General features: G+C 69.0%; 15 protein-coding genes and 1 pseudogene. 4 read left to right on the top strand and 12 right to left on the bottom strand.

All coding sequences use genetic code 11. From position 1 onward, the window contains the following. The first annotated feature begins 214 nt into the window (after nt 1-214). Nucleotides 215-1,198: a MaoC family dehydratase N-terminal domain-containing protein gene (locus ABZV44_RS05170; protein WP_354832235.1), complete on the top strand. Its 984-nt coding sequence runs from the start codon at nt 215-217 to the stop codon at nt 1,196-1,198. Here ABZV44_RS05170 and ABZV44_RS05165 read toward each other — a convergent pair. The 8 genes from ABZV44_RS05165 to ABZV44_RS05130 all read right to left on the bottom strand — a co-directional run bounded on the left by ABZV44_RS05165 (nt 1,164) and on the right by ABZV44_RS05130 (nt 10,872). Continuing rightward, nucleotides 1,164-2,453: a helix-turn-helix domain-containing protein gene (locus ABZV44_RS05165; RefSeq protein WP_354832233.1), complete on the bottom strand. Its 1,290-nt coding sequence runs from the start codon at nt 2,451-2,453 to the stop codon at nt 1,164-1,166. The two genes, ABZV44_RS05170 and ABZV44_RS05165, sit on opposite strands and share 35 nt — an antisense overlap. Nucleotides 2,454-2,727: 274 nt before the next feature. After that, nucleotides 2,728-4,032, bottom strand: a complete 1,305-nt coding sequence (locus ABZV44_RS05160) for an isocitrate lyase/phosphoenolpyruvate mutase family protein (RefSeq protein ID WP_354832231.1) — start codon at nt 4,030-4,032, stop codon at nt 2,728-2,730. A gap of 178 nt (nt 4,033-4,210) precedes the next feature. Further along, on the bottom strand, nt 4,211-4,837 hold the full coding sequence (locus tag ABZV44_RS05155; protein ID WP_354832229.1) for a maleylpyruvate isomerase family mycothiol-dependent enzyme: 627 nt from the start codon (nt 4,835-4,837) through the stop codon (nt 4,211-4,213). Between the two features lie 193 nt (nt 4,838-5,030). After that, nucleotides 5,031-5,762 carry an alpha/beta fold hydrolase gene (locus tag ABZV44_RS05150; RefSeq protein WP_354832227.1) on the bottom strand — a complete coding sequence of 244 codons (732 nt, stop codon included), beginning with the start codon at nt 5,760-5,762 and terminating at the stop codon, nt 5,031-5,033. Between the two features lie 10 nt (nt 5,763-5,772). Beyond that, a complete protein-coding gene (locus ABZV44_RS05145; protein ID WP_354832225.1) occupies nt 5,773-7,239 on the bottom strand; it encodes a UbiD family decarboxylase in 1,467 nt (488 codons plus the stop codon). Then, complete coding sequence (locus ABZV44_RS05140; protein ID WP_354832223.1) at nt 7,236-7,823, bottom strand: UbiX family flavin prenyltransferase; 588 nt, start codon at nt 7,821-7,823, stop codon at nt 7,236-7,238. The genes ABZV44_RS05145 and ABZV44_RS05140 overlap by 4 nt, the downstream gene beginning before the upstream one ends. Beyond that, nucleotides 7,820-9,136, bottom strand: a complete 1,317-nt coding sequence (locus tag ABZV44_RS05135) for a M20/M25/M40 family metallo-hydrolase (RefSeq protein WP_354832221.1) — start codon at nt 9,134-9,136, stop codon at nt 7,820-7,822. Before ABZV44_RS05135 ends, ABZV44_RS05140 begins: the two co-directional genes overlap by 4 nt. Further along, the gene (locus ABZV44_RS05130; RefSeq protein WP_354832219.1) at nt 9,133-10,872 is read right to left on the bottom strand and encodes an amidohydrolase family protein; all 1,740 of its coding nucleotides are present in this window, start codon (nt 10,870-10,872) and stop codon (nt 9,133-9,135) included. Before ABZV44_RS05130 ends, ABZV44_RS05135 begins: the two co-directional genes overlap by 4 nt. A gap of 106 nt (nt 10,873-10,978) precedes the next feature. Here ABZV44_RS05130 and ABZV44_RS05125 point away from each other — a divergent pair, with 106 nt between their 5' ends. Together ABZV44_RS05125 and ABZV44_RS05120 are read left to right on the top strand one after the other, a co-directional pair. Then, entirely contained in the window at nt 10,979-11,566 is a 588-nt protein-coding gene (locus ABZV44_RS05125; RefSeq protein ID WP_354832218.1) for a TetR family transcriptional regulator, read from the top strand. Nucleotides 11,567-11,638: 72 nt separating this feature from the next. Then, a pseudogene (locus ABZV44_RS05120) lies at nt 11,639-11,787 on the top strand (NAD(P)-dependent alcohol dehydrogenase); the annotation flags it as partial. Between the two features lie 13 nt (nt 11,788-11,800). On the opposite strand, the gene ABZV44_RS05115 reads toward ABZV44_RS05120, so the two are convergent. The 3 genes from ABZV44_RS05115 to ABZV44_RS05105 form a co-directional block, all read right to left on the bottom strand. Continuing rightward, nucleotides 11,801-13,030 (bottom strand): cytochrome P450, encoded by a 1,230-nt coding sequence (locus tag ABZV44_RS05115; protein ID WP_354832216.1) that lies wholly within the window; start codon nt 13,028-13,030, stop codon nt 11,801-11,803. Between the two features lie 11 nt (nt 13,031-13,041). Next, complete coding sequence (locus ABZV44_RS05110; RefSeq protein ID WP_354832214.1) at nt 13,042-14,271, bottom strand: cytochrome P450; 1,230 nt, start codon at nt 14,269-14,271, stop codon at nt 13,042-13,044. A 143-nt stretch (nt 14,272-14,414) separates the two neighbouring features. Further along, nucleotides 14,415-15,479 carry a polyprenyl synthetase family protein gene (locus ABZV44_RS05105; protein ID WP_354832212.1) on the bottom strand — a complete coding sequence of 355 codons (1,065 nt, stop codon included), beginning with the start codon at nt 15,477-15,479 and terminating at the stop codon, nt 14,415-14,417. A 317-nt stretch (nt 15,480-15,796) separates the two neighbouring features. On the opposite strand from ABZV44_RS05105, the gene ABZV44_RS05100 reads away from it, so the two are divergent. After that, nucleotides 15,797-16,420 (top strand): carbonic anhydrase, encoded by a 624-nt coding sequence (locus ABZV44_RS05100; protein WP_354832210.1) that lies wholly within the window; start codon nt 15,797-15,799, stop codon nt 16,418-16,420. A gap of 70 nt (nt 16,421-16,490) precedes the next feature. On the opposite strand, the gene ABZV44_RS05095 is transcribed toward ABZV44_RS05100, so the two are convergent. Next, nucleotides 16,491-17,276: a hypothetical protein gene (locus tag ABZV44_RS05095; protein ID WP_354832208.1), complete on the bottom strand. Its 786-nt coding sequence runs from the start codon at nt 17,274-17,276 to the stop codon at nt 16,491-16,493. Nucleotides 17,277-17,291 lie beyond the last annotated feature (15 nt).

Below are 17,291 nucleotides of genomic sequence, written 5' to 3'. Positions count from 1 at the left end.
CCGCTCACCAATATTCGGCGAGCGTTTCGGGACGCCGTCACAAATGCGGTCCCTCCCAGTGCCTTTCACAAACCAGGGCGCTCCGATTCCGTGAAATATCCAGGAATCGGAGCCGAATGGCCCGGAACGCCTCCGGAAAATGGATCGTCGGAGATTCCGGCGGACCTGGCATTCGGGCCGTGCCGGTCGGGAACGCATCCGCAGAGGAGAGGCCATGGGTGGCAGGACCTTCGGCACGGGAACCGAGCACCCGCAGGCCATGGCCGGGTACCGGTATCGGTGTGCGCAACCGTTCGTGGTGGAGCGGCAGCGGATCCGGGAATTCGCCCGTGCCGTCCAGGCATTCCACCCCGCCTACTGGCAGGAATCGGCGGCCGCGCACCTGGGATTCGACCAGATCCTCGCGCCGCCGACCTTCGCGGCGTCGATCTGGCGGCAGGCCCGCCGCGAGGCGCTGGAGCAGCTGATCACCGGGTACCACTCGGACCGGATCGTGCACGTCGACCAGACGCTCGACATCGGCCGCCCATTGCTCGCGGGGGACGTGATCACCTGCGACCTGTATGTCGAATCATTCCATCAGTTCGGGACTTTCGACGTCATCACCGTCACCGGCGTGCTCATCGATCGGCACGGGACGCCGGTACAGACGGGTTCGACCGCGCTACTGGCCCGTGTCGACGGCACGGAACGCCACCGCGCCGACGATTCCGTGGCTCTCGTCGGCCCGTCGGATACCGCGCCACCGATTCCCACCGGCCTTCGCGGCAGTACCCGTCCGGCACGCACCCGCATCGACTTCGACCGGCTCGCCATCGATACCGAGCTCCCGCGTGCGGGCGCCACGGTGACCGCCGCCGATCTGGCGACTTACGCACGCCTGGCGGGTGATTCGCCTGCGGACGTCTTCCTCGGACATCAGCTGATCCTCGGACTGGCCTCCGGATATCTGACCTCGTGGACCCGCGACCCGGCCGCGGTGACGAAATACCGGGCCGAGTTCGCCACTCAGGTGCACTATCTGTCGGTATCGGAGACCGACGCCGCCGAGATCGAATTCGGCGGCCGTGTCATCGCATTGGATCAAGAACGCCGTACCGCCACCGTGGCGATCGAGGCGAAATCGCGGGGCCGCAGACTGTTCGGATATTCCAGCGCGGAAGTCACCTTCGCACAACTGGTCCCGGCGGGCCTGTGACAGCGTGGGCAATTCGCCTGTCTCCGCGGTCTTTGCTCCGGTCGGTGAACGTCCGCGCTATGAGCGCCGAGCGCAGTTGCCACAGGCCCGAATTCACCGTCGGATCGAATCCGGTGAGCTGGTAGATACGCTTGAGCCGATAGTCGACGGTATTCGTATGAATGTGCATCACCCGCGCGGTGCGCCGGCGGCTGAGATTGTTGCTGATGTGACAGCTCAGGGTCTGCAGGAGTTCGGTGTGCGCGTCGAGCGGATTCAGTAGCGCGCCCAGGGTTTCCAGGCCCGGGCCCGGCCGGGTCAGCTGGTACTCGAGGGCCATGTCGGCGAACCGGTACAGCCCGGGCAGGCATTCCAGGCGCTGCACCATGTCGAGTAGTTCGTGGGCGCGATCCGCGGCGGAGGACAATTCGTCCACGGCCGCGACGACCAGAGCCGCCGTGACGGGAACGTGCGCCGCGGCCGAGAGTCGCGCCACCAGTTCGTCGAGGGCCGCATCGGTGAGGGCGCCGGTCGGGATGAGGACGGTCCCGCCGTCGACGCTGAGCAGGGCGAGGGCGCGCTCGCCACAGCGGATGGCGAGTTCGGCCTGCAGCCGCCGCAGCTTCCGGCGCGCCACGACTTTCCCGTCCAGCATCGGATGGTGCTCGTCCGGATGTTCCGGGATGTCCAGTGCCAGTACGGAATACTCGGCGGCGATCTCGATACCGCACTCGCGGGCCATGGTCGAGGTCGGGTGGCCCCCGATCAGCGCCGAGGTGAGCGTGTGAACCGCGGTGTGATGCTCGCTCACCACCGCCTTGAACTCGCGCACATAGGCGCGAGAGACGGTGGCACTGATCGTATCCAGCATGGTCACAACCAGTTTCGCGCCCTCGAGCAGGCTGCCGAAATCGTGCTCGGTCACCTTCGAGAGCACCAGGTCCATGCCGATCTGGAAGCCCTCGTGAATGGAGTGGAGGACGGTGTCGATGGGCACGCCCTCCCGGGCCCAGCCGGCCGCGGCCTCCGCGAGCCTGCCCGCCTTCTCGGGAATGTCCTCGCCGTCGAGCATCGCGACCGCCAGTTCCAGGCACACCCGGGTCACGGCGGTCACGTCACCGGAAATAACGTCCCCGGGCAGCGTGCCGCAGGGAATCACATTGTCGACGAAATGTCCCACCAGCCGCCGGGATACGCCTTGTACGTCCTGCAGCGGGGTGGACATCGGCCTGCCGGAGACGATCAGGCCGCCCCGCAGCGCTCCAGCAATAGTCATCGTCGACTCCTTCCGATCCACGCACGTCATCGGCGTGATCGAACTCTAAAGCGACGAAGTGCTCACCTTCTACTCTCTTTCCCGGCACGCCCGCATGATCGCCACACAGACCTCTGACCTGCGGCAGGGGCCGAACTCCCCCCATCACCGCACCTGTCGCGGCGACTCCGGGGCCCACTCGCTCACCTTTCGGGAGCCCCGGACTACGCCCGCTGTCCCCGTCCGATCAGGTGGTCCGTGACGGGCATTCGAGAAAGCTCCCGTTCGAGCTGTTTCACGGCCGGTCAGCATTCCCCGGCGTCGCTGCCGGATCCGGCGGGGCGGGTATCAGGGCGCCGATGGCCCCGTAGGACGTTGCCGGTTCGATACGACCGCCGTCGCGGACCGTGCGCGCGGCGGTCAGCGCCGCGTCCAGAGCCGCGCGGTAGAGGAGGGAACCCGTACTGACGCGTTGGACGCCGAGACGTGCCAGATCAGCGAGTGGACGTTGCGCAAGGACGTTGAGCGGCACGGGAATCGCTTCGACGAGTGCTGCGATGTCATCGTCGAGGGTGAGGCCGGGGACGAAGATGCCGTCGGCACCGGCATCGACGTAGCGGTGGGCGCGGTCGCGGGTGGTGTCGTGGTCGCGGTCCAGCCAGTAGGTGTCGACCCGGGCGTTGACGAACAGTCCGGGCGCGCCGTCCTTGAGGGCGCGGACCAGGTCGGCGTGGGCGCCGGGGTCGCCTGCAGCGTCCTCCACGTTCACTCCCGCCACGCCCAATTCCCACAGGCGCGCGGCCAGCTCGCGCGGGTCTGCGCCGAACCCCGATTCGATGTCGACGGTCACCGGGACCGGGAGCCGGACGAGTGCGGCTGCCAGCGTGAGAGTTTCGTTCAGGGTCGACCCGGCCGCGTCCGGAAGTCCGTGCGCCGCAGCCACTCCGAGACTGGTGGTCCCGATCGCCGGATAGCCGTCGGCGACCAGCGCCGCCGCCGTGGCGAAATCCCACACATTCGGCAGCAGCAGCGGCGTGTCCTGATAGTGGAGCTGATGGAAGCGCCCGGCCGCCGCGGCCAGCGCCAGCGCGTGCGCCCGACCAGGGCAGGCATGACGACCAGCGCCGAAAGGTTGTCCGGTCAGATCGACTTCCACGAGTTCACCTCCCGCACCGACGCGGTGAGTTCCGGGCACCGGCGGATTGTCGCCGGCGATCAGCGCCGAGGTGGCCGCGCACGCCTGCACCAGAATGCCGATCCGATTCGCGGTCACCTCGTCGGCGACTCCCCCGAACGCGGCGACCAGCCGATCGACCGCCGCATCCGCGGCCGCGCTCACCGGCCGATGCGGTCGATAGCACTCCGCGACCAACTCGACATCGGCAACCGACACCCGAACACCCAGCGCCGCAGCCAATTCCGCGACGTGATGCCCACGCCCGCGACGCAACGCAACCGCGTCCACCGCCGCCAGCTCACGCTCCACGATCGCGCGCCGCCGCGAATGCTCGTCCCCCTCACTGAACCGCGCCACCTGCGCACGCAACCACGCCACACCATGCTCGCCGGGCGAAACCGGCGGTACCGGAAGATCCAACATGCTCATTACGCTAGAGCCGCAAAGGTTCGGCAGGCACCGAAGTGTCGCGGACACAAAGTCGGGCTCCCAGTTTCCACCCGCTGGCACAGGTCCGCGAGGCCTACACCGAACTCGAACTCCGCCGCACCCACGGCAAGATCGTCCTCAGGCCCCAGTCGTGGCGGAGTTCGAGACGGTTTCAGAGACGGCTGCGTAGCGTGGGCACGCCGGGTCCGGTGAGGTCGTCGCAATAGGCGGCTCGTCCCGCCATCGCCATGGTCAAGGCGATCGTCGTTCCGCTGACCAGAGGGCCGGTTCCGATGGCGAAGGGTCCGTCGGTCGCTTCGAGCCGCAGATCTTCGACAGCACTGCGGCTGCGGACAGTGAAGTCCCGGCTCGCGAAGAACCGGGCGACCTCGGTGACGGCCTCGATCGAGGGCTCGCGCGGCAGGCCCAGCGGACGGCGGACGTCCTGGCCGTGGACGACCACCTCGCCGAGCCAGGCAGCCGTATGGCCGAACGGCGCGGTGGTGCTGGTGATGATCGCCCGGAATCGATCCAACGTCTCCGCCGGAGTCGCGCCCCGATGCTCGGCCAGCCGCCGGGCATTGTGTTTCTCGAAGTCGAAACGGGCCCCGACAGCGCTGACCAGCCACCGGATTCGGCCGGTACTCGCCGCCGCGGTGAGGTGGGCGACGACCTCCTCCACCGTCCACTCTCCGCACAGCGACCGCTCCGCCCACTGCCGATCGCTCAGATCGGCGAGATCATCGGCCAGCGCCGCACGTTCGGCGTGAGCCATGGCCCACAACTCGTCACGAGACATAGCGTTCGACACTCGAAATAACCTCCCGGCTCAGCGCAGCCTGCCGGTGAGAGCGCGGTGAGGGCCCGGCCATCGATCCATCACCTCACAGCGGCATGGCTGCGGTTCGTTGTTCCTCCCTACAGACCGCGCCACTCGCCCAAACTCATCGGCTCACGCCATCGCCGGACGCGCATCGCAAGATGTCGCCGGGCTATCCCACGCGATCCGCGAAGTCCAGCAGGTGCGCGGCCAGCGCGCCGGGCGCGGACAGGAACGGGGAGTGCCCGGTGGGCAGCGAGACCGTGTCGGTGATGCCGTCACGCCGGTAGAGGGTCTGCTGGACATCGGCGGGGAGGAGCGCGTCCTCCGAGGTGATCACTCCCAATCGAGGGAGGGCCAGGTATCGGTCGGTGGTGTGGTCGAGGCGGCTGGTGATGGTCGCGGTCGGCTCGGGGGTGAGCAGCCGGAGCGCAAGGGCGATATCGCTTGCGCCGCAGTCGTTGTAGAAGTATCGCGTGGCCGCCTCGTGCGCGATGTCGAAGGTCTCGGCGTCCGTGTCGGCCGAGATGTGGGGACCCAGCGTCACCAGAATGTCCGCCAGGGCCGGATCGGTGACGAGGGACTGCCCGCCCGCGACCACGTCGGCGGCGACGTAGGCGACCCCCGCGATCCGGTCCGCATAGCGTTCCGCGGCCGCCTTCACCGTGACACCGCCCATCGAGTGACCGACCAGAATCGCCTTGTCCGCCAGCGAATTCAGGACCGATCCCACGCGATCGAGATAGGCGGCACCGGTCAATCCCTTGGCCGGGGTGCGATCCCTGCCGTGGCCCGGCAGGTCGGGTGTCACGACCGTGTGCCCGCGGGATTCGAGCAGCGGCACGATCTTGTACCAGCACCACGCGCCATGGCTCCCACCGTGAATCAGCACGAATGTACTCATGTCGAAGCCCTCAGTTCTTTCCGCGGACGTCGATCGGGGTCGGATTCCAGGCGGCGACGCGATGCTCGATCCGGCGTTTGAGGTCGTCCGGATAGCTGGTCGCGAAGTCGCTCCGCAACGGAATGTCCTGTGGCGCAAGGTCTATCGGCCAGGTGCAGTCGAGCAGGACGTTCGCGCCGCCGGCCCCGAGGGCGCGGTGCGGACCCGGCGGCAGGTAGGGCTGCAAGGGTGCGTTGTAGAAGCCGGGGTAGACGTGGATGTCCCGTGCCGGATGGCATTTGGCCACGATGGCGTGCAGGACGGCATCGGTGTCCATGGGGTCGACATCGGTGTTCACCACGATGACGTAGGGCGTGAGTTTGCTACCGGCCGCATCGGACCAGATGGTGGCGGCGATGCGCTGCGGGAGTCCCGCGATCGGGGTGTCGGTCGAGACGACGACGGCCATCCCATTGCCGGCCCGGGGTACCCCGACCTTGTCGATGGGCAGTCTGGCCTGCAGCAGGGCGCGTTTGAAGTTCGCCGCCATCTGGATCTGCGGGAACACCATGTCCATCGGGATGCCCATGCTGCACGTCGGCAGGATCGCCCGGTGCCGATAGGTGACGGCGGTGACCCGCACGACCGGGGCCGGGGCCGGATCGGAGACCAGGTAGCCGGGGTATTCGGCGAACGGTCCCTCGGGCAGGACGTCACCCGGGGACACCGTGCCCTCGACCACGATCTCGGCATCGGCGGGGACGGTGAGATCGACGGTCTTGCACCGCACGAGTTCGACCGGGCGGCCGCGCATCCCGCCCGCGATGTCGACCTCCGAGACTCCGGGCGGCGCGCCCGGACCGCCCAGGATCGTGTAGAGCGGGTCACCGCCGAAGAACATGGCGTACGGCATGGGACGGTCCGCGCGGTGGTAGGCGGCCATGATGCGGCCGCCGTGGTTGATCTGCGGATGCAGGGTGATGCCGAGCGCCCGGGGCCCGTGGATCATGCCGCGGTAGATGCCCCAGTTGGTCCAGTCGCTGTCGGGGTCCTTGGTGACGCTGACGCCGAAGGTGCCCAGATACCGGCCGCCGTCACCGGGGTGGCCGTGGATGGCGGGCAGTCCGGTGAGGTCCGCGTCGTCGCCGAGCAGCACGTTCTGCTGACACTCCCCCTCGGCGACGACGACGGGTTCGGTGGTGCGGCCGAATCGTTCGCGATAGCAGTCGATGATGTCGTGCACATCGGTGTCGGCGGGCAGGCCGAGCGCGATCGCGACACCCGGGAAGGTCGCGAACATGTTGGCCGCCAAGCGCATTCCTGGAATCGAATCCTTGATGCAACTGTAGATCGGTCCGGGCAGCCCGGATTCGAGGAGGTGGCGGTTGATCGCGCCGGCCTCGAGGTACGGGTCGACGGGCTCGTCGATGCCATGCATCAGCCCCGCCTCGGTGAGGGTGTCCAGAAATGCTCGGAAATCGGTGCGGGCGTGGTTCATCGGTCCTCTTCGGGAGTGTGCCAGCGGGCGAAAAGGTGGTGGTCGATGCCGAATTGGTCGAGGATCTTGCCGGCGGTCTGCCGGAGCAGGTCATCGATGGTCCGGGGCCGGTGATAGAAGGCCGGCACCGGTGGCAGCACCGTCGCCCCGGCGAGGGTGACGGTCTCCATGTTCCGGATGTGGATCAGGTTGAGCGGTGTCTCGCGCACCGCCAGCACCAGGGGGCGGCGTTCCTTGAGGGTGACGTCCGCCGCCCGGGCCAGCAGGTTGTCGCCGTGCCCGGTGGCCACGGCCGCGAGCGTGCGCGCCGAGCACGGCACCACGGCCATGCCCAGGGTCCGGAAGGACCCCGAGGAGATGGCGGCGGCCAGGTCGGCGGGGTGGTGGACGACATCGGCCAGCGCTGCCACCTCCTCGACGCTCGAACCGGTTTCGAGCCGGATGCAGCGCCGCGCCCCGTGCGAGATGACCAGATGCGTTTCCACCGCCCGGGATTCGGCGAGCGCGCGCAGCAGGGTGATGCCCAGTTGCGGCGCGCTCGACCCCGAGATGCCGACGACCAGGCGGGGCTTGGGAGCGTTCAATCCGCGCCGCACCAGTCGATCGCGGCTGTCGCGTATGTCTTTGCGGCACAGACCAGTTCATCGATCGCGCACCGCTCGTCCACCACGTGCGCCATGACCAGCGGCCCCGGCCCCAGCCCGACGGCGGGGATGCCGGCCGCGGTGAACCAGGTGAGATCGGTGGCCGACGGGAAGGGCCGCACCTCGGGCACACCCGCGAAGGCGGTGTCGAGCGTGGCCCGTGCACGCGCCGCGCAGACCGTCCGGGTGAACGGATGATCCCCGTCGGTGCGCCCGCCCGGATAGTGCATGGGCCAGTCGATGCGCGGCGGGTTGGCGCGCAACCACGGGTCCTGCTGCGCGATGCCGGTGACCGTCTGCACGATCTCCGACTGGATCTCGGCCACCGGCACCGCCGGCGGATAGAAGATCGCGTAGTCGAGGGTGGTCTCGTCGGGGATGAACGCGACATTGCGGCTGCCGCGCGCACCGCCGTCGATCACATCGAGACCGATGGTGAACTGGCCCTTGTCGAACAGCGGATCGACCCGGCTCACCACCCACTCGTCCTCAAGCCGGCGCAACCCGTCGTGGACGCGCAGGGCCGCGTCGATCGCGCTGGCGGCAACCGGTTCGCCGGGATACCCGGCCCGCATGTGGGATCGCATCGACGCGTGCGCCGCACGCCCGGTGACCGAGATGCGCATGACCAGCACGCCGGGAGTCGCGGGCATGACGGTCAGCGGGATGCGGGCGCCGGTGGGCTCGGCGATGATCGCCGCGTCCGCGGTGAAGCCGCGCTCGAGGACCGCGGAGGTCCCCATGTGGTGTTCGAGATTCTCCTCGCCCGCCACGCCCTGCAGGATCAGGTCGCCGCGCAGCCGCACTCCGGCCTGCCGTAATGCCATGGCGGCGAACGCCTGGGCGATCAGTCCGCCCTTCATGTCCACCGAGCCCCGGCCCCACACATGGGTGTCGTCGACGAAGGCGGTGAACGGGTCGCGCGTCCATTGCGCGGCGTCATCGGCCGGAACGACATCGACATGACCGTTGAAGATCAGCGACCGTCCGCCGCCGCGCCCGCGCAGCACCCCGACGACATTGTCGCGGCCCGCGGCCTTGCCGAACAGTTCGGTCTCCGCGCCGGCCTTCCGGTACAGCCCGGCCAGCAGCCCGGAGACCGCCGACTCGCCGCCGACCAGGTCCTCGTAGTCCTGGTCCGGATAGGTGGGGTTCACGCTGCGGATGGCGATGGCCTCGGCGAGCTCGGCCACCAATTCGTCACGCAGGCCGTCGATCCGAGCGAGCACACGATCCGTTGCCCGGGCGTTCACGCGCGTACCTCCTGAGTCTCGGCGGCTGCGGCGAGATCGCCGCTGTCGTGGACGGCCGTGCCGCCCAGATAGGTGCGCAGCACCTTGGTGTCCCGGAGGTCGTCGATCGGGCATGTCACCGGGTCGCGGTCCACGATCACCACATCGGCGTGGTTTCCCGGTGCGAGCGAACCGATTCCGGGCCAGCCGAGCACCTTCGCCGCACCCGTGGTCCACATGTGCAGCGCGTCGGCGCGGGACACCTTCTGGTCGGGTCCGTCATTGCGGTGGTCGCTGCCGGCGAATCGGTGGGTGTGCGCGAGTTCGATCTGCTCCCACGGATTCTTCGGTCCCCAATCCGATCCGCCCGCCAGCTCCAGGCCGCATTCGGTGAGCCGGTGCAGCGGTTCCAGATCGCGCCAGACGTGCTCGCCCATCCGCTCGCCGTACATCGCGCCCTTCCCCCACGCGAAGCCCGCACTGGTGGTGACCTGGAAGCCGAGGTCGGCGTAGCGGCGGGCCTGCCGCGGCGTGATCGTCATGGCGTGCTGCAGGATCCAGCGCCGGTCGCGGAAATCGTGTTCGCGCACCACGCGTTCGGCGATGTCGAGGAAGTCGTCGTGCTCGCGGTAGGCGCCGAGGCACAGGTTCGCGCGAATGTCGTTGGCGGCGCAGAACCTGACGAACGCCTCCTCCTTCTCCAGCGACACGAAACGCACACCGCGCGTGGGACGGCCGAACGGGTCCGAGTAGGTCTCGTAGGTGGCGAAGTAGCCCGAGAAGCACGGGCCGCCGGGGCTCAGGGTGAGACCGTCGACGCGCAGCAGATCGTCGTCGAGATCCGAGGCCAGCTCGGCGAGGTGGCGCAGCCGGTCGTCGAACTCGGCGCCGGTCAGCGGATCGAACGGATAGAAGATGACCGACTCGGCATCCAGCGTCGCCTGGACGCGCAGGGTCAGGGCATCGGTGGCGCGCAGATGCCGGTACAGCGCAAGGTGTTCCGGTTCCATGGCGTGACCCTCGTACACGCTGGTCACCCCCTGCGCCGAGTAACGGGCCATTTCGGCCGTCGTCCCGGCGACCGCGTTCGCCATGTCCGGCGGTGGCAGTTTGGTGAGGATCTGACCCCAGAAGGGGTCGTAGGTGTAGTAGTTCGTCACGGGTCCCCGCAGGATTCCGGTCAGGTCGCCGGATTCGTTCTTCTCGATCTCGACATCGCAGACCCGGTCCGGGATGAACGCGGTGAGCCCGACGGCCCGCAGCCCGGCGGTGTTGAACGCCACCACATTCGGCATGCGGGGCGCCCACGCCTGGATGAGCACCGGATGCGCGTCGGTCGCGGTGTCGAGGGTCCACCGATCGGGCAGGCGACGCTCGAGCAGGTCCCGCTCGGAACGGCGGATGAAGTAGTGCGGCTCGCCCACCGGCGTGCACATGATCCACTGCCCGGGCGGCGTGTCCGCGGCCTTGGCCCGGATCCGCGCCACGATGTCCGCGTGATCGACCGCGTCGGTCAGATCCACCAGCCCGCCCGCCAGCATCCCGAAGTGCATGACGTGCGGGTGGGTGTCGATGAGTCCGGGCAGCACCACGCCGTCGCCGGCGTCGACGTGCCGGGCGTCCGGCCCGGCCGCCGCCCGCATGGTGTCGCGGTCGCCCACTGCCAGAACGCGTCCCGCGGACAGCACGAGTGCCTCGGCCTCCGGGGTGTTCGGATCGAGCGTGCGTACCCGCCCGGTGATGATCGTGTTGGTCATAGCCGTCCTCCGCTGCCAACCGTTGTGTTGACTGCGCACACCGTACCTCGAGTTTTCTCCATTTGGAGAAAATTCGTGAATCGAGGTCGACGGTACGATGACCTCCATGACGACGTCCGTGCGCGAGCCGCGGATGGCCCGGGGGGCCGCCCGCCGCGAGGCCCTGCTGGAAGCCGCGATCCGACTACTGGCCCGCGAAGGCGCCCGCGCGGTGACCCACCGCGCCGTCGCCGCGGAGGCGGGAACCACCCACGGCAACGCCCGCTACTACTTCGGCACGCTCGACCAACTGCTCGACGAAGCCCTGCGCCAACTGGCCGCCCGGCAGATCGACGAGGTCCGCGCCCTGTTCGAGGGCTTACCCGATGTGGATGTCCCCCAACGGATTTCACGCCTCGTCGACTACGTGACCGGAACCCTGGCCGGCGACCGCGACGCCGCCGTCGCCCGCTACGAGTTCTTCCTGGAAGTCGCCCGCCGCCCCACCCTCCGGGTCAGCCTCGACGAATGGGGTGCCACCCAGCGCGCCGCCTTCGCCGGCGAACTCCGCGGCGCCGGAGCCGCCGACCCCGAAGCCGCCGCCGCCGACCTCCTCACCCTCGTCAACGGCCTGATCCTCGAGCAACTCGCCCTGCCCACCGACGATTTCGAATCCGCCCGCCTCCGACCGGCCATCGCCCGCTTCTTCCCCTGAGGCCGTACGCCTTTCCGCGATCGATCGGACCCGCCCGAGTTTCCGCCGCCCCCGCGCGACCATGCACGACCCAGCCGCAGTGAACTGATCGAGCTGATCGATCCCTGCACGAGGGTGTCCTCGAGATCGCGACCGAGCGCTTCGGGCTCGACGGAGGCCCGGAAGCCTATCGGGGGCCGGCGGCGGGCACGATGCGCGGCCGCGCCGTCATCGTGCCCTGATACCGCGCGCGGACTACCGGTCGGCGGTGAGATGGACGGGCAGCGAGGCATGTCCGTTGGAGATGAAGCTGGGCAGGGCGGGGAGTTCGTCCACCGGGACGGCCAGGCGCAGGTCGGGGAAGCGGTGGAAGAGCTGCGGGAGTGCGATGTTCGCCTCCAGGCGGGCCAGGGGCGCGCCGAGGCAGTGGTGGACGCCGTGGCCGAAAGCCATGTGGCTCTTGGTCTCCCGGGTGATGTCGAATTCGGTGGCGGTGTCGCCGTGCACCTTCACGTCGCGGCCGGGGGCGGCGTAGCAGACGATGATGGGGTCGCCCTTGGCGATGTGGACGTCCTCGTAGTCGATGTCCTCGACGGCGAATCGCAGCGGGGCATGTACGACCGCGGTCTCGAAACGCAATGACTCCTCGACCAGTTCGGGCCAGGCGACCTCCCCCGCGCGCAGCGCCTTCAGCTGATCGGGGTGCCCGAGTGCGGCGGTGATGGCCTGGTCGAGCAGGTTGATGGTGGTCTCGTGGCCCGCGCTGATGACCAGCAGCAGGGTGTCGACCAGTTCCTGTTCGGCCAGTCGCGAACCGTCCTCGTCGTCGCGCGCGGCGATGAGCGCAGTGGTCAGGTCGTCGCCGGGCTCGGCACGCTTGCGGACGACGAGTTCGCCGAGCAGGCGGTAGAGCTCGAAGTAGTTGGCCGCCGCCTCCTCCGCGCCGAGAGTGGTGTCGAACAGAGCGTCGGCGCAGACCCGCAGGCCGGGCAGCATCTCGTCCGGGACACCCATCAATTCGGAGATGACGCGGATGGGAAGCCGGTAGCAGAACGCCTCGCGCAGGTCGACCACCTCACCGGCCGGCAATGCGGCCAGCGTGTCGAGCAGTTCCGCGGTGATGGCCTCGATCTGCGGCTGCAGGGCGGCGCTGCGGCGCGCGGTGAAGGCGGGCGCGACGAGCTTCCGCAGTCGCCGGTGGTCGGCGCCGTAGGCGGTGAACATATTGTTCACCGCCACCCATGCGAACAGCGGCCAGTCGGTCTGCACCTCACCGTTGATGAACGCGGGCCAGTGCTGACGCGCGTCCTTGGACACCCGGGCATCGGTGAGCAGCAGTTCGAGCAGGCGGGTATCGGTGACCGACCACGCGCGCACCCCACCGGGCAGCTCCACCAGGGTGGCGGGTCCGCGCTCGCGGAGCCGGGCGATCTCGCCCTGGGTGTCGACGCCGGTGGGGTCGAGGGTGATGGGTTCGGCGGTCATTGGTGTTCTCCTCAGTTCACGTGCATGGGCAGGGCCGGCGGGAAAACGACGGGGAGTGCGCTCAGCGCGCGATGGAAAGGCCCCGGCCGCCAGATCAATTCGGCATCGGGGACGGCGAGCCGCAGTTCCGGCAGCGCGTCGAGCAGCTGGTCGATGGCGTCCTGGGCGATGAGGTAGGCCGGCGACCGGGCCGGGCACGCGTGCGGTCCGACGCTCCACGCGAGATGCGCCCGGTTGTCGGTGAATTCGCGCGCGCCGACCGCGGGATCGTTGTTGCAGGCCGCCATGCTCACCACCACCGGCTGATGCGCCGGCAGCCATACGCCGTCGACGAGAATCGGATGCCGCGGATAACTGACGCAGTAGTTCGCGCCGGGCGGGTCGGTGAACAGCACCTCGTCCAGGGCGCCGCGGGTGGACAGGCTGCCACCCAGCAGGCTTCCGGCGAACCGGGTGTCGGTGAGCATGAGGCGCAGGGTGTTGACGATGAGGTTCTGCTCGGGTTCGATGCCCGCGCCGTAGAGGGTGACGATCTGGTGGATCATCTCCTCGTCGGTGAGCTCCGCCGGGTGCGCGACCAGCCGCGACACGACGTCGTCGCCGGGCTGGGCGCGTTTGAGCACGACCAGCTCCAGCACGGCCGAGGTGATCATCTGGTTCCCGGCCTCGGCGTCGACGCCCTCCCAGATCGCCGCCTGGCCGGCCGCGATGCGCTGCCCGATGGCCGGCGGGCAGCCCAGCAGTGCGTTGATCATGTGGAACGCGAGCGGAAACGCGTACTGCGACACCAGATCCGCGCTCCCGTCCGCGCAGAAGGCGTTGATCAGCGGTATCGCGACCCGTTCCACGGTGGCGTGCAGGGCGTGCGGATCCACCGCGTCGAGTGCGGCCACATTGACCGTCCGGTACCGCCGATGATCGGATCCGCTGCTGCGCAGCGCATTGGGCCGCCATTCGAGCATCGGCATGACCGGGCTGTCCGGCGGCGCGGTGCGCTGCCACACGCGCGGGTCGGCGGGAAAATGCTCCGGGTCGTTGAGGATTCGCAGTGCCGTCCGGTACCCGATCACCAGCGTGGCCGGCACTCCCGGCGCCAGCTCCACCGGTGCCAGCGATCCGAATCGCGCCCGCAGCTCACGATAGATACGGTGTGGATCCGCCGCGAACTCGGCCGAGTACAGCGGCACGCGTGATTCTCCACCCACGGCCTGTGCCCCATCGGCAACGCCGCCATGCGTCATAACCAGTCAATTCTCTTGTGCTCCAGCCGATCCCGGGACCGGCCTCGGCCACCGTAACAGAGGAACCGGCCTGCGCGACGGCAACGAGCCAGAACGGCGAACTCGCGCTCGGCGCGGGCCGCGAGGTGGCCGTTCGCCCCGCCTCAGCCGATGATCATGTCGGCGGCAGTGCGCAGTCCGGCCGCCGCGAATTCGGGGATCCGGGTGTCGTCGAGTGCGGTCCCGATCAGCATCCGGCGTTGCCCGATCATCCGCTCCACTTCGAAACGTGCGGTGACGGACAGGATGTCGCGGCAGAGCGCGGCGCCGGACTCGTCCAGGCGCGCGTTGCCGACGAGCCCGGTCAGGTGGTCACGGCGCTCGGGGGTGGCATGGCGCAGGGCCAGCGCGAGCAGGACGGTGTGCCTGCCCTCGCGCAGATCCTGCAGGCCGGCCTGGCCGACCGGCTCGACATCGTGGAAGACGTTGCGCAGCTCGTCCTGCAGCCGCGCGGCCTCGCCCAGCGGGCAGGCGTAGGCGGTCAGCGCCCCCATCACGTCCGCGTCCGCGTCCGCGTCCGCGAGCGCCGCGCCGACGTGCAGGGGCCGCTCCACCATGCATGCCACGGTGCGATAGCGCAGGATCTCCAGCGCCTGATCCAGATCCGAGGTCGGGCGGCCGCTGGTGACCAGTTCCAGGTAGCGGCCGTAGTTCACCTCGGTGCGCAGGGTGTCGAGCACCGCCGCGGCCGCCGCGCTCTGCACCGGGGAGAGTCCGGCGCCGTGCAGCAGCTCCTGGGCCCAGCCCAGGCCGCAGTCGCCGAGGACGATGGCGCTACGCGCGCCGAACCGTTCGGCCGCGTGCCCGTCCCGGACCCGCCGGCTGCGGTCGGCGGCGATGCGATGCACGGTGGGCCGCCCGTCGCGGGTGTCGCGATCGTCGAGGAGGTCGTCGTGGATCAGCGTGGCGGTGTGCAGGAGTTCGACCGCGGCCGCGGTCCGCACCACCGCGTCCGGCAGTTCGATCCCGCCGCCCGCGTACCAGCCGAGGACGCAGAACAGCGACCGGATCCGGTTCCCGCGGGCGAACAGGAAGGAACGGACCGCGCCCACCACGTCCGCGGGCAGCCGGCAGGCGGCCGCCGATTCGGCCTTCCGGTCGAGGAATTCGTGCAGGGCGGCATCGATCCGCACGCGAATCGCGCCATGGTCGAGGGGTGAATCGGTCACGGCCGACACCGTCATCACAGTCTCCAATCCCGCGCGCCGAAAACATCGAACAACTCCACCGCGTCCGGCCGGGCCGAACGGGACTGAAACCAAAGAGATTGTAATGGACATCACGGAGGTGGGTAAACCGGCACCGCCGCCACGCCAGGCGATGGACCGGCCTCGGCATGTCACGAATCCCTTTGTTGCACAAAACAATAGACGCACCGATGGTCGTCCGACCGTCCAATCCCGCGCGTCATCGGACCAAGCGTCCGGAACACGAACGGACGGGGGTGGGTCGGCACACCCGATCGCCGATGTGCAGAATCGGACATATGCCTCACTCAAATCCGATCAGCGCCTGGAAATCTCTTCGCGAAGGCAACGAGCGTTTCATGCGGGGCACCCAGGTCCACCCCAGCCAGGGCGCCGGTCACCGCGCCGAGCTGGTCGACGGCCAGCACCCCACCGCCATCCTGTTCGGCTGCGGCGACTCCCGGGTCGCCGCCGAGATCATCTTCGACCAGGGCCTCGGCGACATGTTCGTGGTCCGCACGGCCGGGCACGTCATCGACAGCTCGGTGCTGGGTTCCATCGAGTACGGCGTGCAGGTGCTCAATGTCCCGCTGATCGTGGTGCTCGGTCACGACAGCTGTGGCGCCGTCAAGGCCACCCTCGACGCGCTCGACGGCGGGGCGGTCCCCGGCGGGTTCATCCGCAGTCTCGTCGAACGCGTCACCCCGTCGATCCTGCTCGGCCGCCGCGAGGGCCTGAGCACCGTCGACGAGCTCGAGGCCCGGCACGTGGCCGAGACCAGCCGCGTGCTGATGGAGCGCTCGCAGATCATCTCGCACGCGGTCGACTCCGGCCGCTGCGCCATCGCGGGCGTCACCTACCAGCTCGAGGACGGCCGCGCCCACCTCAACCAGGTCATCGGCAATATCGGCGAACAGCCCTGAAATCTGCCGCGCGTCGATTCGACATCGTGGCAGCTTTGCCGAACCCCGAGCGCTGCAGCCCTTCTCGACGTCACGGGTGCACGCCGACCGCCTGCACCCGGTCCTGCCGGCGCGCGAGCACCGCGATGAGCACGACCATGGGGACCGCCGCGGCGAGGGTGACCCAGCCGGTGCCCAGGTTCAGGCCGTCGCTGCGGTCGGAGGCGAGCCAGTCGGTCACCGAGGCGCCCAGCGGGCGGGTGACCACGTAGGCGGCCCAGAAGGCGAGCACCGGATCGATCCCGCCCCAGCGCCGGGCCACCGCCGGCACCGCGATCGCGACAGCGAACAGCAGTGACGACACCAGGTAGCCCAAATGCAGTGTCGCGGCGGTGAAGTCGCCGGCGACGGTGCCGAGCGCGAAGGTCACCACGACCGTGGTCCAGTAGCAGCCCTCACGCCGGCGGGTATCGATACTGTGCACATCCAGGGTGCCCTCGACGCGGTACCAGAGCAGCAGCACGCCCGCGAGCAGGGCCAGGAACAGCACGGTCGAGATCCCCAGCGGAATTCCGACCACGAAATCCACGATGTCGGCGACCATGGTGCCGAAGATGGCCACCATGACCACGGCGGTCCAATAGGTCCAGACGCGGTAGCGGGGCGCGCGGATCTGGGCGGCCAGGCTCACGGTGAAGAGCACCAGCGCACCACCGACGGCTAGCAGCGGCGGCAGATGCTTGACCAGGAAGTCGGAGAAGGTCTCTCCCATTCCGGTGGAGAGCACCTTGATCACCCAGAACAGCGCGGTGATCTGCGGGACCTTGACGGGCAGCCCGGAGCGGGCCGAATCAGGAAGTGTCACATGGTTTGTCACGCCGACACTGTGCCG

The organism is Nocardia sp. NPDC004860 (assembly GCF_040609015.1).
Classification (GTDB): Bacteria; Actinomycetota; Actinomycetes; order Mycobacteriales; family Mycobacteriaceae; genus Nocardia.
This window is presented reverse-complemented; position numbering and strand designations above follow the sequence as displayed.

Bases quoted from the DNA above. Each gene is read 5' to 3' on its own strand.
- ABZV44_RS05145 (WP_354832225.1), bottom strand. From the start codon at position 7,239: ATGAACCACGCCCGCACCGATTTCCGAGCATTTCTGGACACCCTCACC.
- ABZV44_RS05100 (WP_354832210.1), top strand. From the start codon at position 15,797: ATGCCTCACTCAAATCCGATCAGCGCCTGGAAATCTCTTCGCGAAGGC.
- ABZV44_RS05170 (WP_354832235.1), top strand. From the start codon at position 215: ATGGGTGGCAGGACCTTCGGCACGGGAACCGAGCACCCGCAGGCCATG.
- ABZV44_RS05150 (WP_354832227.1), bottom strand. From the start codon at position 5,762: ATGAGTACATTCGTGCTGATTCACGGTGGGAGCCATGGCGCGTGGTGC.
- ABZV44_RS05125 (WP_354832218.1), top strand. From the start codon at position 10,979: ATGACGACGTCCGTGCGCGAGCCGCGGATGGCCCGGGGGGCCGCCCGC.
- ABZV44_RS05110 (WP_354832214.1), bottom strand. From the start codon at position 14,271: ATGACGCATGGCGGCGTTGCCGATGGGGCACAGGCCGTGGGTGGAGAA.
- ABZV44_RS05160 (WP_354832231.1), bottom strand. From the start codon at position 4,032: ATGTTGGATCTTCCGGTACCGCCGGTTTCGCCCGGCGAGCATGGTGTG.
- ABZV44_RS05115 (WP_354832216.1), bottom strand. From the start codon at position 13,030: ATGACCGCCGAACCCATCACCCTCGACCCCACCGGCGTCGACACCCAG.
- ABZV44_RS05165 (WP_354832233.1), bottom strand. From the start codon at position 2,453: ATGACTATTGCTGGAGCGCTGCGGGGCGGCCTGATCGTCTCCGGCAGG.
- ABZV44_RS05130 (WP_354832219.1), bottom strand. From the start codon at position 10,872: ATGACCAACACGATCATCACCGGGCGGGTACGCACGCTCGATCCGAAC.
- ABZV44_RS05155 (WP_354832229.1), bottom strand. From the start codon at position 4,837: ATGTCTCGTGACGAGTTGTGGGCCATGGCTCACGCCGAACGTGCGGCG.